This window comes from Methylocaldum sp. RMAD-M (assembly GCF_017832375.1).
Taxonomy (GTDB): domain Bacteria; phylum Pseudomonadota; class Gammaproteobacteria; order Methylococcales; family Methylococcaceae; genus Methylocaldum.
In genome coordinates this window covers 118,939-145,027 of sequence record NZ_JAFIBZ010000011.1, presented here as the reverse complement: position 1 = coordinate 145,027, position 26,089 = coordinate 118,939, and the positions used below count along the sequence as shown (strand labels likewise).

The window sequence follows — 26,089 nt, the reverse complement described above, 5'->3', positions numbered from 1 at the left end:
GGCAATCCCTTGCCGACAAAGCCCTTCGCCGAGCCGATACGTCGGCAAGGGATTGCCGACCTACATATCCGAATCCCTTACACCGATTCGGAAAACGCTCTAAAAATGTAGCATTCATTGTGCATGGGCGCTTGCGGAGTTTGATCCGAGATCGGCCGTCTTTTGCAGAATGCCTTTCCAGACTTCTTGCCAGCAACAGTGGTGATCGAAGTTGGGAAGCACGAAAACCTGGGCCTGGGGGCGCCGTTTGGCGATCGGTTCGAAGACGGAGGGCGGGACGATTCGGTCGGTCTCGCCGAGATAATGGTATTCGATGACGCCCTTAGCATTGATTTCGGCCGGGTTCAGCGAGCCTGCAAGAGGGCTGTATCCGTGATGGGCGGTCCAGGCCTCGATGTCGAGATTTCCGGCCAAGGTCACGACTGCGGAGGTTTCCGGGAAACGCGGTGCCAGCAGAACGGCCAGCGCGCCGCCGCCGCTGTGTCCGAACAGAACCAGCCGCTCGAAGCGGTTTTTCGAAAGGAAGCTCCGCAAGGCGTGCGCCAGGCTGTCGACCACCTCGGGGCCGTACCTCCGATGTGTCCACAGCGCCGGCGAACAGCCGAGATCGGCCGAATGCCCGTAATAACAAGGACGCCCGAGATAAAGAGCCGGGCCTTCGTCCAAGGCCATCAGCCTCAACATGACCGGATCGCGGGGAGTAGGGTCGTCCGAGATCGTCCTGCGCGATAGCCAGGGCGTTCCGTCGCCTTCGAGATAGAGATGCAAGCTGTTGCCGGCGCCTGTCGCACCAGGCTTGAAAAATGCCGCGAGCCTGAAGCCGTTTCCCTCCAGATTGAGCGGCCGGTATCCGAAGCGCGCCGCAGCGTGTTCAATCCGCCGAGCGGGCGATGCGCAGCCGGCAATTAGCAGGACCGAAAACAACGCGGCGGCGACGAACCTATTTGGCGGGCGCTTCATCGGTCGGTTCGGGAGATCCCAAGTCGAGCCGGTCGCTGGTTACGCGCAGTTTGATGATGCTTGTGGTATTCGGAGGGATCGCAGCGGAGGCTCGCCATTGGGCCGAATCGAGATCGCGGTAAGCCGCGAACACCCCGACGGCCTTTGCGTCGGGTTTTGCTTCGAAAGAAAGCTCGCGCTTCTCTCCGGGACGCAGAATGAATTCCTCCTTGCCCGCGATATCTGCGCCGAGGACGCTTTTTTCATTCTGATAAAGCTGGAAGAAGTCGGCGCCGTTGAAGGCGGCCAGCTCCTTAAGCTGATACACGCGAAGCAACAAAGGCGACGGACGGCCCTCGCCGTCGAGATTGATATCGGGCAGCGCCTCGATCCTCAACTGTACGACGGTGGGCGGTGGTGGAGTCGGTTTGGGCTCATCCGCCGCACATCCCGCGAGGAGAAGAAAGGTTACAAGGATCGGGAGAACTGTGGTTACACGCATTGGGAAGACTCTGGCTGACTCATAAACGAAGGAAATTTTGGCGTAACACTCTAAATCAGAAGCGTTGTCGGATGGGCACAAATCCGCCGGGAGCAAAACTGAACAGGCGAAGCCTAGAGCATTTTCATACCTAAGTGTACGGGCACTCACGCGTAGGTCGGGAATCCCTTCCCAACGGTGCAGTTGGGCCAACGGGTTCGTCGGCAAAGGATTGCCGACCTACGAATGCTTGAATCCATTCACCCGAGCCGAAGGCGCCAACGACTTCCGCCAAGCCTGTTTTGCCGTACGAGCGAGATGAACAGGCTCTAGCCGAAGGGCGAGCCCCACGGACGGGCGAGTAAAGCATAGCGAGCCCATGGAAGTTGGTGAGCGGTGGGCGCGGCCCAAGGGCCTTTGCCCGTGCAGCGCGGTCTTCTTCCCTCTTTAAGTGATACACCGGCTTTGAGCTTAGCTCTCGATGCCGTGGTCGGCAAGCGGCTGGTATCGTATCCGAACCGCGTTTTGCCTGTCCGGCGTTCGCGTGTAAGCTATCGGCGACTCGATGGAACGAATACAAACGGTTCAGGGAAGGCAGGATGGGCTGAGACCCTGGATCGCTTCGGACATGGCCGGTTTTTCCGGGGGCCTCAGTTTTCCGTCGTTACGATTGTCTATGCTTAATGCCTGACAATCAGGGGCTCAACCGAAGCACGCATCATGGCACTCATCCTCAAAGTTCTCAGCTACAAGGGCGCTCCCGTTCCGGAGGAACCATCCTGCACCTTCGACCAGGAAGGCGGTTCGGTAGGTCGCTCGCCCGACAACCGCTTCGTTTTGCCGGATCCCGACAAGTTCATTTCCCGCAGGCACGGCTCGATCGAGTATCGGAACGGCGTTTACTGTTTCACCGACTTGAGCACGGCGGGCACCTATGTTGTCAATAAAGACCTTCTCCTTCAGCACGACACCGCGCCGCTGTCGAATGGGGACGTACTGAAGATCGGCGAATATGAAATCGCGGTCGTCGAAGTGTCGCTTCCGCCAGCAGAGCCCGAGGAAGCGCCGTTCGGCTTCGATCCGTTCGAAGCTTCGCACGAGGCGCCCGCCGCGCCCGTACCGGAATCTGCAGCTTGGCCCGAGCCGCCGACGTGGGACTCGCCGTTCGATCTTCCTCCGCCGGAACCGGAGAGATCCCAGCCGTCGGGACCGAGTTTCATCGATCAGCCCGACGCATCGCCTTTTCATGACAGTTTTATTCCGCCCGATATCGCTGACAAACCGGAAGAAGCGGCACTGCCCGATTTCGATTTGACAGACCTGTTGCGTGACCTGGATGCGAGTGAAAGTGGATCGGGGCATCCCACACCCGCTCCGGAAAGTTGGGAACCGCCGGACGATTTCTTTAAAGGGCTCGATTTGAACGAACTCGGCCCCGGCGCAACCGAATCCGCCGACTCGCATGACTCGATGCCCGAAATCGGACCGCTCGGCGGATTCGAGGAGATGCCGGGTTCTGCGAGAACCGAGAGCGCCGCTCACGGCGGACAAGCGGCGGGATTGCCGCCCGATGCGCCGATACCGCCTCGTGCCAGCGTTCCGCCAGTGGATGACGCACCGGTAGGCCTAAGCGGTGCGGCCACATCGCCGGCCGCTCCGGAACCTGTTTCGGCCGTGCTGCCGGACGGTTCCTCCTCGGTTTCGAAGAGTGCGGCAGACCGCGAGTTGTTCGCGTCTTTTTTGGCCGGTGCCGGAATCGCGCCCGCCACCGGATGGGTGAAGGACGAGGACATGGCGGCGGTCATGAATACCGTGGGCGTTCTGCTCCGCAGCTTCGTCGAGGGCATGATGACCGTCATGCGGGCACGTGCGGAATTGAAAAGCCAATTTCGCGTTTCTGTTACCACCATGCGTCCGGTTGACAATAACCCGCTAAAATTTACCCCGAACGTGGACGACGCGCTCAAGATCATGCTGGCGCGCAACCATCCGGGATTCTCTGATCCCGTCGAGGCGGTGCGGGGGGGATTCGCCGACCTCATGAATCATCAGATGGCCATGACGGCGGGGATTCAGGCGTCGCTGGCGGCGGCCTTGAGGCGGTTCGATCCCCAAGGGTTCGAAAAGCTTTACGAGGATGCCATCGTCTTTCAGAAGAAGGCGAAATGCTGGGATGCCTACGGAAAAGCGTATCCGGAACTGGTCAACGAGATTCTGGAGAACTTTTTCGGAGAGGAGTTCGGGGAAGTTTACGAGCGGCAGATGCGCATACTGCAATCGGCCCGTTCGCGATAAGAAAATACAACAGGAACCGATATGTCCGAATACAGCAGAGTGGTGTGGTCGGAGGGAATGTTTCTTCGTCCGCAGCATTTTCAGCAACACGACCGTTATCTGGAGGCGTTGGTCGACGGCCGGTGCCGCGGTCTGCGACCGTTCGATTGGGGGTTCGGCACGCTGAAGCTCGATCCGCGGCAACTAGCTGTCGGCAAACTGGCGCTGGTTGAAGTGCGGGGCGTTTTTCCCGACGGCACTCCGTTTAATCTGCCGGATGACAACGAGCTTCCCTTGCCCCTGGACGCGCCCGACGACGTCAAAGACAACGTCGTGTATCTGTCGCTTCCCGTTCGGCGCCCGGACTCGGCCGAGATCGACAGCGAAGCGTTCGAGGACAGTTTGGCTCGGTATCGTCTCGGCGAGCGCGAGGTGCGGGACCACAATAGCGGCGCCGACGGACGGTTTCCGGTGCAAATCGGCAAAATGCGCACCCGCTTGATGCTCGAACGGCAGGAGCGCTCCGGCTACGTCTGTCTGGGGGTAGCCCGCATCATCGAAGTTCGCGCCGACAAAACGGTGGTCCTGGACGAGCGATATATCGCGCCGGGCCTCAATTGTTTCGGAACGGGGCTGCTCGGCGGATTCCTCCGGGAACTGCACGGTTTGCTGCATACCCGCGGCGAAGCCCTCGCCGGCCGCGTGGCCGAGGCCGGGAAAGGCGGCGTGGCGGAAATCGCCGATTTCATGCTGCTTCAGATTATCAACCGTTACGAGCCCTTGCTGGAGCATCTGGCCAACACCGCGGCGCTGCATCCCGAGGATTTTTACCGCCTGGCGGTGCAGATGGCCGGCGAATTGGCGACCTTCTATCGTCCGTCCAAGCGGCCGATCGGCTTTCCGGTATACCAGCACGACGATCTGCAGAAATGTTTCACGCCTGTGATGGAGGAGTTGCGGCAGCTCCTCAGCATGGTGTTGGAGCAAAACGCCATTCAAATCCCGCTCAGCAAGCCGAAGTTCGGGGTATACGGCGCGAAACGGCCGGACCTCAAACTTCTGGAGAATGCCGTTTTCGTTCTCGCCGCCAATGCGCAGGTACCGCCGGAATTTCTGCGCAACCACTTCCCTCCCCAGGTCAAGATCGGGCCGGTGGAGGAAATCCAGCAACTGGTGCGGTCGGCGCTTCCGGGAATTTCCGTACATCCCTTGCCGGTGGCTCCCCGTCAGATTCCCTATCACGCCGGCTTCTCCTATTTCGAACTCGACAAGCAAAGCGAGCTGTGGAGAAAAATGTCGGTTTCCGGGGGATTCGCGATCCATATCGGCGGCAATTTTCCGGGGCTCGAACTGGAATTGTGGGCGATCAAGAAAACCTGACGCCAATGCACGCCGCCCGTGAACTGAATCCGACATCCCATCATGCCGAGTGCATTTTTTGTTGCCATATGGCGGGTTAAATGTTCGAAAACTCGACTAAGGCGCCGCTAAGCGCGGCGATGGTTTCAGAGCGGGGAGCCGCCCCGCACGCGGGGTACGCTGCGAAGTCCGTCCGTGGACCTCGCCTTTCGGGCCAGCGTACCGCTGTCCCAATTCGCTCCCGGCGAATTGGTCTTTGCGTGGCCAAAAGAAAGGAACCAAAGACAAATCGGCCGGGAGCCGATTTGGGCGCCAAGGGCGCGCGAAGCGCGAGCGCCAGGGACGGTGCGAGCCCAAAGGCCACCCGGCGAGCACCCTTATCCTGCGCGTTTCGCCCGGCACCGGGGGCGACCGAAGGCACTTCCGTGTGCCTCGGTCGCCGCACGCGATCCATCGCGTGCTCCTTTGGACAATTCCGGTGCCGGGCTCCAATGCTCGGGGGCGCTCGAACGGGACCAAGAAGACGTGTAGCACCCGCTACCGCGGGCACTACACCAAAGCAGAAAACGCCTTAGCCGTCCAGGAAAAGCCAAAGTGAATTCAGACGATCCCTTCGCACCCTTCGACGACGAAGACAAAACCGTAATACGGCCGACGCCCGGCGGGCGTCGCCGTGCCACGCCCGCTGCGGCGGCACCGCCACCCGAACCGCCTCCGATCCGGGTGCCCGACGTGCAACTGGATGCACGGCGGCAAGCGGTATACGGCGAAAATCCGGTGGTGACGGCGGCGCTGTCGCTGCTCTCCCTGGTTTCCCGGCTGCGCAGCACGGCGGTCCATCAAGCGGTGGCCGAGCTTCAGCAGCAACTGGTCAGCGAACTGCGCGGTTTCGAAAACCGGGTGCTGCGGCAAGGGGTCACACAGGAGCATGCGCGCATCGCCAGCTACGCGCTCTGTACCTTGCTGGACGAGACAGTTCTGAACACGCCTTGGGGCGCGCAAAGCAACTGGGGGCACCAAAGCCTTTTGGTGATCTTCCACAAGGAAGCCTGGGGCGGCGAAAAGTTCTTCCAGTTTCTCGAGCATTTGGCGCGCCAGCCGGCCCAAAATCTGAACCTGATCGAGTTGTTCTGGCTGTGTTTGAATCTCGGCCTCGAAGGCAAGTACCGCATCGTGCAGAACGGCGCAAGCCAATTGGAGCGCGTGCGCAGCGAGCTGTATCAGCTGATTCAGCGCCTTCGAGGAGATTTCGAGCGGGATTTGTCGATTCGTTGGCAGGGGCTCAAGGACGTACGCAACCCGATCGTCCGCTACGTGCCGATCTGGGTGATCGCGGCGGGTGCCGCGGCGTTGCTCGTTCTGGTCTATTTGGGCTTCGCCTTTGCCGTCAATTCCGCGTCGGACCCCGTCGCCCGCGATCTGTTCGCTTTGGCGAAAGACGAGGTGAACCTTCCGGTTCAAAAGGTCGCGACGCCGGCACCCGTACCGGCACCGAAACCGGTCTCGAAGACGGAAAGATTCAAACCCATACTGGCTTGGGAGATTTCCCGGAATATGGTGGAAGTGGTGGACGATCGAATCTTGCGGATTCGGAATTCCTTCGACTCGGCCAGCGATCGCGTTAAGCCGGAGTTCGTTCCGATGTTGGCCAAGATCGCCAAGGAACTGGAGTCCGGCGGCGACGGCGCCCTGGTCACCGGCCATACGGACAACAAGCCCATCTTTTCCGCCCGCTTTCCGTCCAACTTCGAATTGTCGACCTCCCGCGCCAAGCACGTCGCGGAACTTCTGGAGACCTCCGCCGCCTTGCAGGGCAGGATTCGCTTCGAAGGGCGGGCCGATTACGAACCGCTAGTCCCGAATGACTCGGCCGAGCACCGGGCCATCAATCGGCGCGTGGACATCCTGATCCAGTGAGGCAAGTCGTGAAAGGCGTCATCAATTTCTTGAAAAAAAAATGGGTAATTCAGGCGATCGGGATGATCGCCCTATGCGCCTTGATCTGGTTCGTCGGCCCATTGATCGGGATCGCCGGTTCAGAACCCTTGGCGTCCGAATGGGCTCGGGGCTTGACCATGGCCGTGGCGGTCGTGGTCTGGGTGATCTGGCGTTTGGTGGCGGAAATCCGGGCGGGACGCAAGGAGCAGCAACTGGTGAAGGATCTCGCCGCACCGGGCGAGGGTGGCGAGGGAAAATCCGCCGAAGCGGTGGCGGCCGACGAGAATATCGAACTGCTGACCGAGAATTTCACGAAGGCTCTGAAACTGCTGCGCGAAACCCGAGGCGACAAGCAGCACCTGTACGAGCTGCCCTGGTACGTCATCATCGGCCCGCCGGGTTCGGGCAAGACGACGGCTTTGTTGAATTCGGGGCTGAAGTTCCCCCTGGCCGACCGGCTGGGCTCGCAGCCCATCCGCGGCGTCAGCGGCACACGGAATTGCGAGTGGATGTTCACCGACGAGGCCGTACTGATCGATACCGCCGGTCGGTACACCACTCAGGAGAGCTATCAGGCGGTAGATGCGGCGGAATGGGGCGGCTTTCTCAAACTGCTGAAGCAACACCGTCCGCGCCGGCCGATCAACGGGGTACTCGTGACCCTGAGCCTCTCGGATTTGCTCCAGCACACCGAGGAAGAACGCGCTTTGCATGCCAAGGCGATCCGTCAGCGCGTCCAGGAGCTGTATTCGACACTGGGAATCCGATTCCCCGTCTACATGCTGTTCACCAAGTGCGATTTGGTCGCGGGATTCAACGATTTCTTCGCCGACCTCACGCAGGAAGAGCGCGCTCAGGTTTGGGGCGAAACCTTCCCGGCGGAGGATTTCAAGCAGCCGGTGGATGTATTGGCCCGGTTCTCGTCCGGCTACGACGAACTGCTTCAGCGCTTGAATAGGCGCATGCAGAGCCGCATCCAGGAGGAGCGCGACGTACAGCGGCGCAGCCTGATTCTCGATTATCCGCAGCAGATGGCGCTTTTGAAGCCGGCAATGGAGAAATTTCTCGAAGACGCTTTCGGCGCGAACCGCTACGAGGTCCGTCCGCTGCTGCGCGGCATTTATCTGACTAGCGGCACCCAGGAAGGAACGCCGATCGACCGGGTGATGGGCATACTCGCCGCCACGTTCCGGCTCAACCGCCAGGCGACGCCGATCTTCAGCGGAAGGGGAAAGAGCTTCTTTCTCACCCGCCTGCTTAAGGAGGTCATCTTTCAGGAAGCCGATTTGGCGGGCCTCGATCCCCGCGTCGAGCGGCGCCGGCGTCTGATACAGGCCGGGGCTTACGCATCGGTGCTGGTCCTGACCCTGGGCTGCATCATCCTTTGGCTGGTGAGTTACCAGCGAAATACCTCCGCAATCGAGCAGGTGGAGAAAGAAATCGAACGCTACCGTGCGGCTCGCATCGATGGGAGCGATTGGCAGTCGAGCCTCCGGACCTTGATTCCCAAGCTCGATCCGTTGCTGGCGATCAACGACATCTACGAAAATTCCGGCCGGTTGGCGCATTTCGGGCTTTACCAGGGCGAAAAAATCCAGCTCGCGGCGAATCATGCCTACGAGCACTGGCTCAGGGATTATTTCCTCCCGGTCAACCTTCAGCGCCTGGCGCAGCGCATGACAGGCCCGGAAGCTTCCAACCCCGATATTCTTTACGAACTTCTGCGGGTCTATCTCATGCTCGGCCAGCCGGATCGCATGGACGCCAAGATCGCAGCGCCCTGGATTCGCAGCGATTGGGAAAGCCGTTTCGGCACCGAACCCGATTTGCTCGCCCGATTGAATCTCCACCTCGACAATCTTCTCAAGTTGCGGCTCGATCCTCAGCCCATGGATGAAGCTCTGGTCGCCGGCGTGCGAGCGAAGCTTTCGCAAGTTCCTCAGACCATTCAGCTCTATGCCCGTTTCAAGAACGAAGCGCTACTGGATCGTTCTCACGATTTCAAGCTCGACTCCGCGCTCGGGCCCGACGGCGCGCGGGTGTTCGTCGCGGCGGACGGACGGGATATCGGGACGCTTTCAGTGCCGGGCTTGTTTACGGCTTACGGCTATTCCGAGCTGTTTCTCAAGAAAAGCTTCGATTTCGTCAAGGACGCGGTGACCGAGAACTGGGTGCTCGGCAAGCAGGCGAATGTCGATCTGTCCGAAATTCAACGCCTGCACGGCGATTTCAAGACGCTTTATCTAGCCGATTACCAGAAGGCGTGGAGCGGCCTTTTGGATAGCATCAAGCTGCGCCGACCCAAGGACATCAATCAGACGATCGAGTGGCTGGACATATTGTCCCGCCCGACCACCCCGGTGCGTCCATTGCTCGAAGCCGTCGAAAAAAATACCTCGCTGACCAAGATCGCTTCGCTTACCGCACAGCTTCTGAACAAAGTTCCGGCTGTCGCCGAGGCGAAGGTCGACGACCGTACCCAGAAACTGCTGGATGCCGCGCGCCAGGTGGACGCCGGCAGCGCTCCGCAAGCCGACCCGGTTCAGAGCGTGGAGACTGCGTTCGAAGACCTCAGCTATCTGGTGCGGAGCAGCGCGGATCGGCCGGCGGCCCTGGATTCGACCCTGCAAACCGTGGCCTCTCTGCGGGATTACATGCTGCAAATCGGCAGCGCGGCTCTCAGCGGCGAACAGGCGCTGAAAAGTGCCTCCGGGCGAGTCGCGGGTGGTGGCGGAGACGTGCTGCTCCAGGCCAAGAGCGAATTCGGGCGCTTGCCGGAACCCTTGAAAAGCTGGTTTCTCTCGTTTCTGACGGTGGGATGGAGGCAAACCCTGGCCGGAGCCAAGTCCGAATTGAACGGCATGCTCAAGACGGCGGTGGCCACTCCGTGCAAGGCCGCTTTCAGCGGTCGCTACCCCTTCGTGGGCGGCAGCTCGAAGGACGCGACGCTGATGGATTTTGCGAAATTCTTCGCGCCGAACGGCGCCCTGGATCAGTTTTTCCAATCCAATCTGAAGACCTTCGTCGACGTCAACCGCCCGGTGTGGACGGAAGTCGCCATGGACAACCAATCTCTGGGACTTTCGCCGGCGACCATCCGCCAATTTCAGAATGCCGCCGCCATTCGTTCCGCTTTTTTTTCCGCGGGGGGGCAAATGCCCGCAGTGTCGTTCGAACTCAAACCGATTTCTTTGGATGAGAACGTGGCGACTTTCCGCTTCAACCTGGAAGGGCAGGAGGTCGTTTATCGGCACGGCCCGGAGCAAGTCACGCGGCTCCAGTGGCCGGGGCCGTCGGCCGGAGCCGGCGTTCGAGTCGTGTTCGAGGCCGTGGACGGAAGGCAGGTCAGCCGCTCGAAAGAGGGCAGTTGGGCTTTTTTCCGTCTGCTGGATGAGGCCGTGGTGCAACAGACCGAGCTTCCGGAGCGGTTCCTGGTCACGTTTAGAGTGGAGGGTTACAGCGCACGCTACGAGCTGCGCGCCGGCAGCGTGACGAATCCGTTCGGGCTCGCGGCGTTGAAGTCCTTCAGCTGCCCGGATGCTCTATGAATCGACTCGCTCAAGTCGGCTTTTACGGCAAATTGCCGGCTCTTGGAGATTTCGTCTCCCGGCGTCTTCCCCGGCATTTCATCGATTATTGGGATCAGTGGTTGCAGAGCGCCATAGCTGCCAGCCGGGAACAATTACGGGATTCGTGGCTGGATGTTTATCTGACCAGCCCGATTTGGCGTTTCGGGCTGAGTGCGGGCGTCTGCGGGAGTGACGCCTGGGCCGGCATTTTGATGCCCAGCGTGGACAAGGTCGGACGGTACTTTCCGTTGACCTTGGCGGTGCCCGTGGCCGAACCGCAGAACCTGCCTTTTTTGTTCCGCCGGGACTGCGGCTGGTTCGAGGCTCTGGAAGCGCTGGCCTTGTCCGGGCTCGAAAATGATTTCGAGCTCGCTAAATTCGATCGGGAGTTGGAGACATTGTCTCTGCCGGATTTCATGAAAAGCAGTTCGGGCATTAGCCGTTCTCAAAATCCGCGGGCGGGCAGATTCGCACTCCACTTCGAGATGGAAAACCTGAGTCAGGTATCTGACGTGCTTATGGGGCTCAGTGGATGTTTGCTCGACCGTTTTCTTCCGGCTCATAGCTTGTGGAGTACATCGGGATCGGAACACATCGAAGCCTCGTTCCTGGTCTGCGAAGGGTTGCCGCCGATAGACGCATTCGTCGCCCTGATGACTGGAAGCTGGGAGCAACGCGGATGGGCCATCAGTACCCGGCGCTTGCCCGATTTGCCGGCTCGGACCTCGGCTGAGCCGAAAAGCGCAGACGGAACCAGCCGACCTGCGTCACCGGAAAGCGGGCCGTCCGGACTTCGTCGCTGGCTTTCTCACGGCATCAGTGTGGTTGGCAAGCGGCGGAAAATCAACGAGGACGCATTCATCGAGCGTCCGGACATCGGCCTGTGGGCGGTGGCCGACGGCATGGGAGGACATCAGGCCGGCGATGTCGCGAGCCGTGCGATCGTCGAGGCATTGGCGGCTCTGCCCGCTACGTCCGATCTGGATGAGTCCGTAAAAAACGTCGAGTCGGCTCTGAAACGCGTGAACGACGAATTATGGGAACTGGCCCGCCAGAGTTCGACCGGTCAAATCATCGGCAGTACGGTCGTCGTGTTGTTGGCGATTGATGATCGATGCGCCTGCCTGTGGGCGGGCGATAGTCGGCTTTATCGCCATCGCGCGGGCCGATTGGAACAACTGACGCACGATCATTCGCCGGAGGGGGAGCTTTCCTGTTTCGAAATTCTGACGAATGAGAAACGGACCCAGCGGGAACGTAGCAACGTCATCACCCGCGCGGTCGGGGCGGACCCGGTGCTCGTGCTCGATATCATGACGTTCGACTTGACGGAGGGCGACGGGTTTCTGCTATGCAGCGACGGTTTGGATAAAGAAGCGGGACCGATCGAAATCGAAGAGATTTTGGAAGCCGGCGATTGCCGGGAGCGCGCGGAGTCCTTGATTGCGCTCGCTATGGATCGCGGCGCACGAGACAATGTGACCGTGATTGTCGTGCAGTCGCCTTGACAGGTTAAGACTGCGACGGCTAAAAGATAAAACAAAAAATAAGAAGACGAATAGCTTCCCGGGGGAGATATGTGGGAACTCACAGAGGAAAAGAACGTTCGGGCGACGATACCCGCACGTACTTCGATGATTCGTCGAGGACTGGTGTGGTCATGTACCATGTGCTGGATCTCGGCGGCAGCCGCGAATCCGTTGACGAGCGGAGCGACGCTGAACCAGACTCAAACCGACATGGCCAATGTCGCGTTCGACGCCTGTACTCAAAGAAACTCGCTGCTTTCCGAGGATTTCAGAGACCGCTGCGACGCTCTCGTTGGCGCCGCGATTTCCGCTTCGGATAGCCAGATTCCTTCGGTCGGCTCCGAGCCGGTCGAAAATGCCCTTCAAATAGTCTCGCCGGAGCAAATTCTCCAGCACGGAACGACAGCCACCCGGGTAACTGCCGGCCAAGTGGCCCTGGTCGATTCGACCATAGGCGCGAGGCTCGCAACTTTGCGCACCGGCTTGGGCCTGGCCGGATTACAGATGTACCGAAACGGCTTATCGGCGGGTCGCGCCTATGCCGGTTTGGGCAATTCCTTCGCCACCGGAGGTGCGGCCGGCGACGGCTCGTTCAGTCCTCTCGGCGTCTGGATCAACGGTAATTATCATTTCGGCGACGTCGATTCCACCTTCGATCAAAAAGGCTTTCAGTTTAAAAACTTCGGTTTTACCGCCGGCGCCGATTACCGCTTTACCGACAATTTCATAGCGGGTCTCGCTTTCACCTACGCCCGCACCAACGCGAATTTCGACCGTTCCGCCGGAGGTACGGACAGCGATGCCTACACCGGATCCATTTATGGGTCGTTCTATGTGACGGAAGGGTTCCATATCGATGCGCTCGGTTCCTTCGGCGGCATCGATTACGAGACTACCCGGAACATCAGTTATACCTTGCCGGGGTTCGAGACCGTCAATACTCAGGCTGTCGCTAATCCCGGCGGAACTCAATATTCCTTCAGTATCGGCGGAGGCTATGACTATTCGATAGCCGGGTTGACCCTAGCGCCCTATGCGCGAACGGAATACATCGGCCTGGATGTGGATGCCTATCGCGAGCGGCAGGGCAATGGTTGGGGGATGAGGTTCGACGAGCAGCACGTCCAGTCGCTCATTTCCACGGTGGGAAGCCAGATTTCGTACGCTTTCGGTTTACCCTGGGGCGTGATCACGCCCCAGCTGCGAGGCGAGTGGCATCATCAATTCAAGGATGACAAGCGGACAATCGGCGCCAGCTTCCTCGGCGATCCCGCCGCGCAGCAGTTTGCCGTCGTGACTCAAGGACCCGATCGGGATTATTACACCTTCGGCGCCGAGGTTTCGGGGGTATTTTCTCACGGCATTTCGGCATTTTTAGCCTATGATTTATTGCTGGGCTATCGCGATATCGAAAGTCACAAGTTTACCTTGGGAACTCGCGTCGAGTTCTAGCCGGAAAGTCCGCGTAAACGAGATCGAACAATAAATATTCTCGTGATCCTGGTTGAAAGCCGGAGTCGTCGAGACCAAACGAAAAAATGCTTGCGACGATCGGGGGATTATGGGCGAGCTAAACGTAGAAGCCTTTCTGACGGAAGTATCGCCGGATGCGCCTTGTGGGGAAGATCTTCAGTACGACAACGCATTCATCGCACTGGAGCAGAAAGCCAAAGGTACGCCGGAGCAACAGATCGGGGATCGGATCGAGCCGGCACAGCCGCCGAACTGGAAAGAAGTACGCCGAGACGCGATCGAATTGCTGGAGCGCACGCGCGACCTGCAAGTGATCCTCTATCTCATCCAGGCTCTTGTTCATACCGCCGGGCACCCGGGACTGCGCGACGGCCTGGCGCTTCTGGAAGGCATCGTCAGCAAGTTCTGGCCCGATCTATATCCGCTCCTCGATCCTGAAGACGACAACGATCCGACGCAGCGCGTCAACATCCTGATGGGATTATGCGACTTCGAGTCGGTATTGCGCCCGGTCGCGCTTGCGCCTCTGGTTGAGTCGCGTGCGCTCGGACGCTTTAGTCTGCGGGACGTGCAAATCGCGACCGGAAAGTTGCCACCGCCCAGCGACGGAAGCTCCTCGCCCGAGATTGCAACCATCAATGCAGCGTTCATGGACGCCGACCCGGAGGTTCTGGCGTCGACCCGCGAGGCGGTTGTCTCGAGTTTGGAAAGCATCAAGGCCATCGAAAGTTTCGTAACGGATCAGGTCGGTGTCGGCGATGCGCCGAACTTGGCTCCGTTGAGGGACTTGCTTAAAGAAGCACAGCATGTGCTCGGAGAGTATGCGGAGGAAGGCGGCGCCAGCGATGCGCAGCCCGAATCCGAGGGTGAAGGGGCGTCCGCGCACGATTCGGCCGCCAGACCATCTGCGGCTCGGCCGGGGGAAATCGGCAGCCGCCAGGATGTGATCAAGACCCTGGATTTGATTTGTGACTATTACGCTCGATGCGAGCCGTCCAGCCCGATTCCCTTGCTGCTGAAGCGAGCCAAGCGTCTGGTTTTTATGGATTTCATCGAGATCGTCAAAGACCTGGCTCCGGACGGCCTTTCGCAGGTGGAGTTCATCAGGGGGCGTGATCCGTCCGAAGACGGCCAGTATTAGAGCAAATAACGAAAGCGTGAGCCCTACACTGATTCATAAATTGGCGACGCAATCGCCATTCCTTCTCATCCGGTTAGTCATAACCGTCGATCGCCCGGATGTCAAAAATACGATATGCCGTAACAGATACGAAATATCGCAATATTGTTTTGCTTGAACTGGGTGAGTTTGATGGCTCGAATTATTGCCAATGTGAACAAAAGCGATTCAAAACAGTGTGTTGGTCTATTTCGATGGAGAGATATTGATGGTTGGCATCGTTATTGAACTCGTTTGGTTACACTGGTCGATGATGTCGTTACTAAGGAATGAGCGAAGTGGGGTGGTAGACATGCCACGATAACCGGTGCGCTGGGGCGCGATTTCGAAGCTGCAAGCGATTTTATCGATCGAATAAAGCCCCACGTAACCATGAAAATGTGAGATTGCTGTAGTTCTATAGCCTAAGAGGAGATTTGCCGTGGCAGAAAGTAGCCAGAAATTTATAGCTCGAAATCGCGCACCGCGCGTACAGATCGAATACGACGTGGAAGTTTACGGTGCGGAAAAGAAGGTCCAGCTTCCTTTTGTAATGGGCGTCATGTCGGATCTCTCCGGCAAACCGACAGAGCCGCTGCCCCCGGTCGCGGATCGGAAACTGCTGGAAATAGATGTCGATAACTTCAATGAGCGGCTCAAGGCCATGAAGCCGCGGGTTGCGTTTCAGGTGCCCAACACCCTCACCGGGGAAGGCAGTCTCAGCGTCGATATCACTTTCGAAAGCATGGACGATTTTTCGCCGGCGGCGGTTGCCAGGAAAGTCGAGGGCCTGAACAAGCTGCTCGAAGCGCGCAGCCAGTTGGCCAACCTGATCACCTACATGGACGGAAAGACAGGCGCCGAGGAGCTCATCGCTAAGGTAATAAACGACCCGACATTATTGCAGGCACTCGCCTCGGCTCCGAAGCCGGCGGACGAAGCCGCTGCGGACTCTTCGAGCAGCGAGGGATAAGCCATGGCTGAATTAGAAACCCAAACCTCAGCTCAGGGCGCCGAGCAGCTCGGCGAGCTTGGTGATTTTACGAGCCTCTTGAACAAAGAGTTCAAGCCGAAATCCGACCGAGCCAAAGAGGCGGTCGAGTCGGCGGTGACCACTCTGGCGGAATTCGTCCTTAAAGACGTATCCAAGGTCTCCGAGGACGCCGTCAAGACCATCCAGGCCATCATCGCCGAAATAGATCGCAAGCTCACCGAGCAGGTGAATGCGATCATGCATCACGAGGACTTCCAGCAATTGGAAAGCGCGTGGCGCGGCTTGCAGTATCTGGTAAACAATACCGAGACCGATGAGATGCTCAAGATTCGCGTCTTGAACATCTCGAAGAAAGAGCTCGGAAAAACCCTGAAGAAATTCAAGGGAACTTCCTGGGATCAAAGCCCGATCTTCAAGAAGCTTTACGAAGAAGAGTACGGGCAGTTCGGCGGCGAACCCGTCGGCTGTATCGTGGCCGACTACTATTTCGACCACTCTCCGCCGGATGTCGAACTGCTGGGGGAGATGGCGAAAGTCTGCGCGGCTGCGCATGCACCTTTCATCGCAGCGGCGGCACCGACCGTGATGCAGATGGATTCATGGAACGAGCTGGCCAACCCGCGCGACCTCACGAAGATTTTTCTGACTCCGGAGTACGCGGCGTGGCGCTCGCTACGCGAGTCGGACGACTCCCGTTATATCGGCTTGGCCATGCCGAGATTTCTGGCTCGGTTGCCTTACGGGGCGAAAACCTGTCCGGTCGAGGAATTCGATTTCGAAGAGGAAACCGAGGCGGCAGACAGCCGAAAGTATGTCTGGGCCAACTCGGCCTATGCGATGGCCGTCAATATCAATCGATCCTTCAAGCTTTACGGCTGGTGTTCGAGAATCCGCGGCGTGGAATCGGGCGGCGCTGTGGAAGGGTTGCCGGTGCATACCTTCCCGACCGACGACGGCGGCGTGGACATGAAGTGTCCGACCGAGATCGCGATCAGCGACCGGCGTGAAGCGGAGTTGGCCAAGAACGGCTTCATGCCTCTGATTCACAAGAAAAATTCCGATTTTGCGGCGTTCATAGGCGCGCAATCGCTCCAGAAACCGGCCGAATACGACGACCCCGACGCGACGGCCAACGCCAATCTGGCGGCGCGGCTGCCCTACCTGTTCGCCACCTGCCGGTTTGCCCACTACCTGAAGTGCATCGTCAGGGACAAGATCGGTTCGTTCAAGGAGCGGGACGACATGCAGAAATGGCTGCAAAGCTGGATTTACAACTATGTCGACCCGAATCCGGCCATGTCCGACGACATCGACAAGGCGCGCAAGCCTCTCGCGGCGGCCGAGGTAATCGTGGAAGCGGTGGAGGGCAATCCAGGCTATTACACGTCGAAATTCTTCTTACGGCCGCACTACCAGCTAGAGGGGCTAACCGTTTCGCTGCGTTTGGTGTCCAAACTACCCTCCGTGAAAGGCGGCTAGCAGATCGAGTCGAAGAGCTGGCAACTAGGGGGATTCGGAGGTGACGATATGAGATGACACGGCAAACTCACATTGCCCAGCGGAGCCGGACGGAGTGTATTCCATCCATGTTTGATCAAGTTTCAATCAACCAACAAGTACCAATAAGTAAAGGAGAAGACCATGGCAGTCGACATGTTCATTAAGATCGACCCGATTAAAGGGGAATCTAGAGACGATAAGCATAAAGAAGAGATCGACGTTCTGGCTTGGAGCTGGGGCATGTCCAACAGTGGCACCACCCATATGGGAAGCGGCGGCGGAGCGGGTAAAGCCAACGTGCAGGATCTGAGCTTTACGAAATATATCGATAAGGCGAGCCCGGACTTAATGTTGAGCTGCTGCAACGGCAAACATTTCGACAAGGCCGTGCTGGTGGTTCGGAAAGCCGGCGAAAAGCCGGTGGAATACCTGACCATTACCATGGAGGAAGTCCTGATCACCTCGGTTTCTACGGGCGGCTCCGGCGGCGAGGACCGCTTGACCGAAAACGTCACGCTCAATTTCGCCAAGGTCAAGGTGAAATACATAGAACAGACCGAAAAGGGCGCGGAGGGCGCCAAGCCGGAGATGGGCTGGAATATTGCTGCGAACGTAAAACAATAAGTTTGCGCGGTATTTTTCGGCAGTGCCCGCCGCTGAGCGGGCACTATTCATCCCCTCAATTTCTCCCATCCGCCTATGTCAACCATCGCCGCTGAAGAAAGTCTTCGGGAAGGCCGCCTGGAAGATGCGCTAGCGCAACTCCAGGACCAGGTCCGCCAGAATCCTGCCGAAGCGAAGTACCGGATTTTTCTCTTCCAGTTGTTGGCCCTGATGGGGCGCTGGGAGCGTGCTCTCACGCAGTTGAGCGTGTGCGGCGATCTGGATGCGGCCAATCTCGCAATGGTGCAGACCTATCGCGAAGCCATACGATGTGAAGTCCTTCGTGCGAAAGTCTTCCGCGGGGAGATTTCTCCGCTGATCTTCGGCAAGCCCGAGCGATGGATCGCGCTTCTGATAGAAGCATGTAAATGCGCCGCGCAGGGAGATCATTCGATGGCGATCCAGTTCCGGGATCAGGGTTTCGAATCGGCGCCGGGGACGTCCGGTACCATCGACGGGAAGCCGTTCGAATGGGTGGCGGATAGCGATAGCCGTCTGGGACCGGTTGTGGAAGCCATAGTTAACGGTCGCTACTACTGGATACCTTTTTGCCGGATTGCCCGCATCGAACTCGATCCACCCAGTGACCTTCGAGATTTAGTCTGGCTTCCCGCACAATTCACCTGGGCCAACGGCGGTTCTGCCGTGGGTCTGATTCCTTCCCGTTATCCCGACTCGGAAAAAGCCGATGACGTAGCGATTCGCATGGCCCGGAGAACCGAATGGCAAGAGCCGGTCGAGGGCTACTCGCTGGGCATGGGACAACGCGTATTGGTAACGAACGAGGGCGACTTCTCGCTGTTCGATGTTCGAGAAATTGCGATGAATACGGACACGATCGAAAACGATGGCTGATCTCACGCCGAAGGAACGCCTGCAGCCGTCGCTGCTGGATCGCCTTACCGACGACGAACCGGACAAACAACAGGAGTCCCGCGACCAGCGGGTGATGAATATACGGAATTTGCGCCACAGCGTATTGCGCGACTTGGCGTGGTTGCTGAATACCACCGCCATGGAGTCGCTAGTAGATTTGGAAAAATATCCTTTCGTGGAGCGTTCGGTATTGAATTTCGGTATCCCGGCCCTGGCCGGCACCCCTCTCTCCGGTGCCGACCTTCCGGCGATCGAACGAAAGGTCAAACAGGCTATTCTCGACTTCGAACCGCGCATCCTGGCGGATTCGGTGAGGGTGAAGGTCGCCGCCTCGGATAGCATGAATCTCAAGGCCATGACGTTCACCATCGAAGGTGATCTGTGGGCACAGCCGCTTCCCTTGCATCTTTACATCCGCACCGAAATCGATCTCGATACCGGCTATGCGCGGGTCACCGATTTGAACGGATAGACTATGGACCCTCGATTGCTTCAGTACTACAACCGCGAGCTGCAGCACATTCGGGAGGTGGGTGCCGAGTTCGCCAAAGAGTTTCCGAAGATTGCGGGCCGGCTGGGGCTGGACGAGTTCGAGTGTTCCGATCCGTACGTCGAGCGCCTGCTCGAGGGGTTTGCGTTTCTCGCGGCGCGGGTTCAACTCAAAATCGACGCCGAATTTCCGCGTTTAACCCAACATCTTCTCGAGGTCGTTTATCCGCATTATCTCTCGCCAACACCCTCGATGGCCGTGGTGCAACTCCAGCCCGATCTTTCCGAGGGCGCGCTGGCCGAGGGATTCTTGGTGCCGCGCGCGACCTCGCTCAGAAGTCAAATCGGCAAAGGTGAGCAAACCGCCTGCGAATATCGGACCGCTCATGACGTCACGCTATGGCCCCTGCAACTGGTGGAAGCGCAATACCTCGCCACGCCCAGCGCAGTCGCCAATTTGGGCGTGCCGACCAAACCCGGCGTGAAGGCCGGTTTACGTCTTTGTCTCCGGACCAGCGCGGGTCTGCACTTCAATCAGCTCAAGCTGGACCGGTTGCCGATTTTCTTGCGCGGTACCGGCGAACTGCCGTTCCGTCTTTACGAGCAATTGCTTGCCGACACGCTTGCGTTGGCGGTCCAACCCGCATCGCGGCCATCGGAATGGGTCGAGATCATCGACCGGACGCCGATATCGCGGCTGGGATTCGGCGATGATGAAGCTTTGTTGCCGTTTGGTCCGCGCTCGTTTCAGGGCTACAGGCTGCTGCAGGAATATTTCGCGTTTCCGGAGCGCTATCTGTTCGTCGGGTTGAACGGCTTACAAAAGGCCGTCAGTCGTTGTGACGGCACCGAGCTCGAGGTCATCGCCCTGTTCAAGCGCGCCGAGCCTCATCTCGTCAACGCCGTCGATGCCGGCAATTTCTCGCTGTTCTGCACGCCGGCGATCAATTTGTTTCCGAAACGCACCGATCGTATTCACTTGACCCATTTCATGCCGCACTATCATGTCGTGCCGGATCGAACGCGACCGATGGATTACGAGGTCTATGGCGTCAGCGAAGTGACCGGTTATGGCGCCACGCCGTCCGATGAACGGGAGTTCTTGCCGTTCTACGGGTCCAGGAGCGGTTATCGGCGGCGCGACGAGAACGCCTATTACACGCTGCATCGTGAAAAGCGCGTGTTGTCGTCCAAGCAGCGCCGACAGGGGATGCGCTCCAGCTATATCGGCAGCGAAGTTTTCATCTCGCTGGTCGATGCGGCCGAAGCGCCGTATCGCGGCGATCTGAAACAATTGGGCATGGAAACGCTCTGCACGAATCGCGATTTGCCCCTGCTGATGCCCGTCGGCATGGGCGCTACCGATTTTACCTTGCAGACCGGCGCTCCGGTGCAAGCGATACGGTGTTTGGCCGGTCCGACCAAGCCGAGGCCTTCGTCCGCCGACGGCGAAATGGCGTGGCGTCTGATCAATCATCTGTCGCTCAACTACCTGACGCTGACGGATAGCAGCGAGACCGAAGGTGCGGCGGCGCTTCGCGAGTTGCTCGCCCTTTATGCGGATCCGAATGATGCGACGGTACGCCGTCAAATCGAGGGCGTTCTGTCGATCGGATCCAAGAACGTGGTTCGTCGGGTGGATGCTGCCGGTCCCATTGTATTCGGGCGCGGTTTGGAGATTGCCGTCGAGTTTGACGAATCCGCATTCGAGGGCTCCGGCTGCTTTCTTCTGGGGGCCGTTCTCGAACAATTCTTCGCCCGTTATGTATCGTTGAATTCGTTCGCTGAAACGTCGATAAGAACGGCGGAACGAGGGGAGATCATGCGATGGCCGCTACGTATCGGGCAGCGACACACGATCTGATCGAGCTCCTTCGCCGCGAGCCCTATCGCTTCGACTTCTTCGAGGCATTGCGGCTGATCGAGTGCCATTACGCGGACAAGCCGAGATTGGGGAAATCGGTTAAAGCCACTGATGATCCGATTCGGTTGAGTCAACAGCCGGAACTCGAGTTTGCGCCGTCGACCCTGGCTTCGTTCGCATCCGGCGCGGACGGTTTTCCGCCGCGTCTGTCGGCGCGTTTTCTTGGGCTGTTCGGACCCAACGGACCCATGCCCCTGCATTTGACCGAGTACGCCCGCGAGCGGGTCCGGCATCATGGCGATCATACGTTTTCGCGTTTCGCGGATGTGTTTCACCACCGGATGCTGTGCCTGTTTTATCGGGCTTGGGCCAATGCCCAGCCTACGGTGTGCCACGATCGCCCCGAATCGGATCGCTTTGCGGCTTATTTGGGCTCCTTGTTCGGTATCGGTGTTCCGTCCGTTCAAAATCGGGACGCCATGCCGGATCGGGCTAAGCTTTACTTTACCGGTCTCTTGGCCGGACAAACCAAGCATCCCGAGGGTCTGCGCGCACTCATCGGCGATTTTTTCGGGATCAGCGTTAGCTTGCGGGAATTCGTCGGCGAATGGATGGAGATCGCGACGCACGAACAGTCCCGGCTTGGAGTTTCGCCCTGCAGTGGGTCCTTGGGGTTGTCCGTAGTCGTGGGCGCCAGGGTTTGGGGTTGCCAGCATAAGTTCCGAATCGTGCTGGGCCCGATGGGAATCGATCGATATCGGGCGCTGCTGCCGGGCGGCGAAAGCTTGGTCGAGTTGATCGCCATCGTACGCAATTACGCAGGGGACGAACTGGTTTGGGATCTGAATCTGGTTCTTCGATATCAGGAAGTCCCATCTTTGCGACTGGACGGCGGCGCGCAACTGGGCTGGACAAGCTGGCTGGGGACGAGACAAGAAGAAAAAGACGCGGACGAGTTGATGCTGAATCCGTTTTTTCGGTGCTCGGCGCTTTGATTCGCCTGCCTGTACAGAGTTGAATTTTCTAAACGATTAAAAACACCGGATCTAGGGGGATCGCTTCATGGGAGAAATCAGCCGGGTCAAGCTTTTCGGCAAGCTTAACCGCATTTGCTACAAAGCTATCGAAAGCGCGACCGTATTTTGCAAATTGCGGGGCAATCCGTACGTCGAATTGGTGCACTGGCTGCATCAATTGCTTCAGCTTCAGGATTCGGATCTGCACCGCCTCATCAAGCAGTTCGGCGTCGATCCGGGCCGCCTCGCCAAGGATTTCACCGAGTCGCTCGACCGCTTGCCGCGAGGAGCTACGTCCATATCCGACCTGTCGTCGCACGTCGAGGAGGCGGTCGAGCGCGGATGGGTATACGGAACGCTAATGTTCGGCGAAAACCAGGTCCGCTCGGGCCACCTGCTCGTCGGCATTTTGAAGACTCGGGGGCTGCGCGGCGAACTGGTCGGCATTTCGAAAGAATTCGAAAAGATCGGCCTCGAAACGCTGACCGAACGGTTGGCTGAGTTCGTTGGCGGTTCGCCCGAAGACGGATTGGCCGCGACCGACGGATTTCAGGCAGGCGGAGCGGCTCCTGGCGAAGCGAGCGGAGCTATGTCGCCTGCTGCCATGGGCAAGCAGGAGGCGCTCAAGCAATTTACCGTCGACCTGACGGAACAGGCGAGGCAGGGAAAGATGGACCCTGTCGTGGGACGCGACGAGGAGATCCGCCAGGTCATCGATATCCTTATGCGCCGTCGTCAGAACAATCCCATCCTGACGGGCGAGGCGGGCGTCGGCAAGACCGCGGTCGTCGAAGGATTCGCCCAAAAAATCGTGGCGGGCGATGTGCCGCCGCCTTTGCGCGATGTGAGCTTGCGCACCTTGGATGTCGGGCTCCTCCAGGCCGGGGCCAGCATGAAAGGGGAGTTCGAGAATCGATTGCGGCAAGTCATCGAGGAGGTCCAGGCCTCGCCCAAACCGATCATCCTCTTCATCGACGAGGCTCATACCTTGGTTGGCGCGGGCGGAGCTGCCGGTACCGGCGATGCCGCCAATCTTTTGAAGCCAGCCTTGGCGCGCGGCAACCTGCGCACGGTGGCGGCGACGACCTGGGCGGAATACAAGAAATACATCGAAAAGGATCCGGCATTGACGCGCCGCTTCCAGGTCGTCCAGGTGCACGAACCGAGCGAAGAGAAAGCCATACGCATGATGCGCGGCGTGGTTTCCGTGATGGAAAAGCATCATCGGGTGCAAGTTTTGGACGAGGCGCTGGAATCCGCCGTCAAGCTTTCGCACCGTTATATCCCGGCGCGTCAGCTCCCCGACAAAGCCGTCAGCCTTCTCGACACCGCCTGCGCCCGCGTTGCCATAAGCCAGCACGCGGTGCCGCCCGAGGTGGACGATTGCCGAAAGCGCATACAAGCACTCGAAACCGAGCTGGACATCATCGGCCGGGAACGTTCCGTAGGGATCGACACGACAGCCCGCGAAAACCGCGCGCTAGCCGAACTGGAGGCCGAACGTGAGAGGCTGGCGGCGCTGGAAGGCCGCTGGAACTCCGAAAAGGAAGTGGTCGAAAAGATTCTGGCCCTGCGTCAGCAACTTCGGGAGCAGACCGGAAAAGTCGAAGGCACCGGCAGCGCCTTGGAGCAGGCGGCGGAACAGGCGGAACCCGCACCCGCCGTCGACCGGGATGCGCTGTTGTCCGAACTCAAGGACCTGCAAAGTCGGCTGCACGCGTTGCAAGGCGAACATCCGCTGATCCTGCCCACTGTCGACGGCCAAGCGGTCGCTTCCGTAGTCCAGGATTGGACCGGCATTCCCGTCGGACGCATGGTTAAGAACGAGGTCGAAACCGTGCTGAAGCTGGCCGATATCCTGGAACAGCGAATCATTGGCCAACGCCACGCCTTGGAAATGATCGCCAGGCGTATTCAGACCTCCCGTGCCGGTCTCGATAACCCCAATAAGCCGATCGGCGTCTTCATGTTGGCCGGCAGTTCGGGCGTCGGCAAGACCGAAACCGCCCTGGCTTTGGCCGAGGCTCTCTACGGCGGCGAGCAGAACGTCATCACCATCAATATGAGCGAATATCAGGAGGCGCACACCGTATCGACCCTCAAGGGTGCTCCGCCGGGTTACGTCGGTTACGGCGAGGGCGGCGTTCTGACCGAAGCGGTAAGGCGCAGGCCCTATAGCGTGGTGTTGCTGGACGAAGTCGAAAAAGCCCATCCCGACGTTCACGAGATCTTCTTCCAGGTATTCGACAAGGGCTGGATGGAGGACGGCGAAGGCCGGGTGATCGACTTCAAGAACACCCTGATTCTCCTGACTACCAACGCGGGGACGGACCTGATCATGAATCTGTGCAAAGACCCGGAACTGATGCCCGAACCCGACGGCATCGCCAAGGCTCTGCGCGAACCCTTGCTCAAGGTTTTCCCGCCTGCCTTGTTAGGCCGCCTGGTCGTCATTCCTTATTACCCGTTGAGCGACGAAATGATCGGTGCCATTGCGCGGCTGCAGCTCGGCCGCATCGAAAAGCGCATCCGGGAAACCCACAAGGTGCCGTTCAGTTATGACGACGAGGTGATCAAACTCATCACCAACCGTTGCACCGAGCTCGAGAGCGGCGGGCGCATGATCGACGCGATTTTGACCAATACCGTGTTGCCGAGGATCAGCGAAGAGTTCTTGATCCGGATGATGGACGGGAACGCCATAGAGCGGGTGCATATCGACGTGCAGGATGGACAATTCGGCTACCGGTTTGAATAAAAATAAAGCCGCGACAAAGTTTCGGCAGCATCCTCGTGGTGACTCTGTTGCTACGAGTCTGTAATCAAAACAAGAGTACGAACCTGAGGGGGGAATTCGGATGGACGTGTTCACCGAAGTCTATGACAAGAGTATCGAGTTGCTTAAGACGTCATCGCTGCAAAAGGACTGGAAAGACATCGAGTCCGGATTGAAAAAGCTGCTTCAATCCGATGGTCCGTCGGTCGATGCCGCACCGGTACTCGACAAGCTGCGCAAGCAGTTGGAAGAAGCCGCGAAGGGGAAAGCCTTGAGCGGCCGCGCGCAGTCCCAGGAGATCCTCAGCGCCTGTCAGACCGGCAGTTCCGGCTACCAAGACCGTGCGGCGTGCATCAAGCAGTTCCGGCATTTCTATCTGGTGGCGAAGAAAGGTAACCAGAGCATATGGGTTGTCGACTCTCCGAAGCACTATGGCAAGTGGACCTATGATCTCTTCGCCGGGAGGAACGAAGCCCAACTCAAATCGGAGCTCAACCACTGGCGCGAGGTGTTCGGTGAGGGTAATCGGAAGATGATGTCCGACGCGCTTCAGCTCGCCCGCAAGTGGAGTTCCGATGTGGAGGTCAAGCTGAGCGGCAAGTCCGGGGATGCGAACGACACGATCCGCCGCTGGTTTCACACCGACGGTGCCAAGACCGGTGATCTCGATGCCAGCCGGGGCAAACTGCTCGACGGATTCAAGAAGATCACGGCGGCCTGTAATTCCGGCAAGGTGATATTTTCCGACCGTCCCCACAAGCGCGCGGACGGGTCGATGAAAAACACCTTCGCCTCGGTCAACAGCCTGGACGTCATGCCGGTGATCTACATTTACGAATTGTTTCTGCGCACCGGCAAGCGTACGCGTCTCGGAAACATTCCGAAGCTGTGGCTGTGCGCCCTGACGGTAGTCCACGAATTATCCCACAAGCTGGTTAAGACCGAAGACATCCGTTACGACTACGACGGACTCAAGCCCGGCAACGCATTCAAAACCGAAGATGCCTTGAACAACGCCGATAGCTGGGCTTACTTCGCCGGTGATCTTGTCGGCGCGATTCCCAAAAGTGCGATCAAGGAAGCACTAAGCTAAACCAGACGATTGCCCCATGTGCACACTTTTCCGGCAAAGACTTTGTAAGCTCATCATCGTGGCTGCGACGGTGTTTCCTATATTCGCATGGGGCGAC

Annotated in this window: 18 protein-coding genes; 16 read left to right on the top strand and 2 right to left on the bottom strand. The window is 58.8% G+C overall.

What is annotated here, in order from left to right:
- Nucleotides 1–114: 114 nt before the first annotated feature.
- On the bottom strand, nt 115–960 hold the full coding sequence (locus JOD69_RS12985; RefSeq protein WP_086133916.1) for a hypothetical protein: 846 nt from the start codon (nt 958–960) through the stop codon (nt 115–117).
- Nucleotides 941–1,441 carry a type VI secretion system lipoprotein TssJ gene (gene tssJ / locus JOD69_RS12980; RefSeq protein ID WP_077731003.1) on the bottom strand — a complete coding sequence of 167 codons (501 nt, stop codon included), beginning with the start codon at nt 1,439–1,441 and terminating at the stop codon, nt 941–943. The genes JOD69_RS12985 and tssJ overlap by 20 nt, the downstream gene beginning before the upstream one ends.
- A 699-nt stretch (nt 1,442–2,140) precedes the next feature.
- Between tssJ and tagH the strand changes: the two genes are divergently transcribed.
- From tagH to JOD69_RS12900, 16 genes are all read left to right on the top strand, one after another.
- A complete protein-coding gene (gene tagH / locus JOD69_RS12975; protein WP_086133917.1) occupies nt 2,141–3,715 on the top strand; it encodes a type VI secretion system-associated FHA domain protein TagH in 1,575 nt (524 codons plus the stop codon).
- Nucleotides 3,716–3,736: 21 nt separating this feature from the next.
- The gene (gene tssK / locus JOD69_RS12970) at nt 3,737–5,074 is read left to right on the top strand and encodes a type VI secretion system baseplate subunit TssK (RefSeq protein WP_077731005.1); all 1,338 of its coding nucleotides are present in this window, start codon (nt 3,737–3,739) and stop codon (nt 5,072–5,074) included.
- 573 nt (nt 5,075–5,647) lie between these two features.
- A complete protein-coding gene (gene icmH / locus JOD69_RS12965; RefSeq protein WP_086133918.1) occupies nt 5,648–6,970 on the top strand; it encodes a type IVB secretion system protein IcmH/DotU in 1,323 nt (440 codons plus the stop codon).
- Between the two features lie 8 nt (nt 6,971–6,978).
- The gene (gene tssM / locus JOD69_RS12960) at nt 6,979–10,539 is read left to right on the top strand and encodes a type VI secretion system membrane subunit TssM (RefSeq protein WP_240506907.1); all 3,561 of its coding nucleotides are present in this window, start codon (nt 6,979–6,981) and stop codon (nt 10,537–10,539) included.
- Complete coding sequence (gene tagF, locus JOD69_RS12955) at nt 10,536–12,068, top strand: type VI secretion system-associated protein TagF (protein WP_086133919.1); 1,533 nt, start codon at nt 10,536–10,538, stop codon at nt 12,066–12,068. Before tssM ends, tagF begins: the two co-directional genes overlap by 4 nt.
- 69 nt (nt 12,069–12,137) lie before the next feature.
- Entirely contained in the window at nt 12,138–13,541 is a 1,404-nt protein-coding gene (locus JOD69_RS12950; protein WP_086133920.1) for an autotransporter outer membrane beta-barrel domain-containing protein, read from the top strand.
- Between the two features lie 109 nt (nt 13,542–13,650).
- Complete coding sequence (gene tssA, locus JOD69_RS12945) at nt 13,651–14,703, top strand: type VI secretion system protein TssA (protein WP_086133960.1); 1,053 nt, start codon at nt 13,651–13,653, stop codon at nt 14,701–14,703.
- A 460-nt stretch (nt 14,704–15,163) separates the two neighbouring features.
- Entirely contained in the window at nt 15,164–15,694 is a 531-nt protein-coding gene (gene tssB / locus JOD69_RS12940; RefSeq protein WP_077731009.1) for a type VI secretion system contractile sheath small subunit, read from the top strand.
- 3 nt (nt 15,695–15,697) lie between these two features.
- Nucleotides 15,698–17,194, top strand: coding sequence for a type VI secretion system contractile sheath large subunit (gene tssC / locus JOD69_RS12935; protein WP_086133921.1), 1,497 nt, complete (start codon nt 15,698–15,700; stop codon nt 17,192–17,194).
- A gap of 162 nt (nt 17,195–17,356) precedes the next feature.
- Nucleotides 17,357–17,839 (top strand): type VI secretion system tube protein Hcp, encoded by a 483-nt coding sequence (locus JOD69_RS12930; protein ID WP_077731011.1) that lies wholly within the window; start codon nt 17,357–17,359, stop codon nt 17,837–17,839.
- A 75-nt stretch (nt 17,840–17,914) separates the two neighbouring features.
- Nucleotides 17,915–18,733 carry a type VI secretion system accessory protein TagJ gene (locus tag JOD69_RS12925; protein ID WP_086133922.1) on the top strand — a complete coding sequence of 273 codons (819 nt, stop codon included), beginning with the start codon at nt 17,915–17,917 and terminating at the stop codon, nt 18,731–18,733.
- On the top strand, nt 18,726–19,226 hold the full coding sequence (tssE, locus tag JOD69_RS12920) for a type VI secretion system baseplate subunit TssE (protein WP_086133923.1): 501 nt from the start codon (nt 18,726–18,728) through the stop codon (nt 19,224–19,226). Before JOD69_RS12925 ends, tssE begins: the two co-directional genes overlap by 8 nt.
- 3 nt (nt 19,227–19,229) lie before the next feature.
- On the top strand, nt 19,230–21,107 hold the full coding sequence (gene tssF, locus JOD69_RS12915) for a type VI secretion system baseplate subunit TssF (RefSeq protein ID WP_086133924.1): 1,878 nt from the start codon (nt 19,230–19,232) through the stop codon (nt 21,105–21,107).
- A complete protein-coding gene (gene tssG, locus JOD69_RS12910) occupies nt 21,071–22,102 on the top strand; it encodes a type VI secretion system baseplate subunit TssG (protein WP_086133925.1) in 1,032 nt (343 codons plus the stop codon). Before tssF ends, tssG begins: the two co-directional genes overlap by 37 nt.
- A 67-nt stretch (nt 22,103–22,169) precedes the next feature.
- Nucleotides 22,170–24,881, top strand: coding sequence for a type VI secretion system ATPase TssH (gene tssH / locus JOD69_RS12905; RefSeq protein WP_086133926.1), 2,712 nt, complete (start codon nt 22,170–22,172; stop codon nt 24,879–24,881).
- A 100-nt stretch (nt 24,882–24,981) separates the two neighbouring features.
- Entirely contained in the window at nt 24,982–25,992 is a 1,011-nt protein-coding gene (locus JOD69_RS12900) for a M35 family metallo-endopeptidase (RefSeq protein ID WP_086133927.1), read from the top strand.
- Nucleotides 25,993–26,089 lie beyond the last annotated feature (97 nt).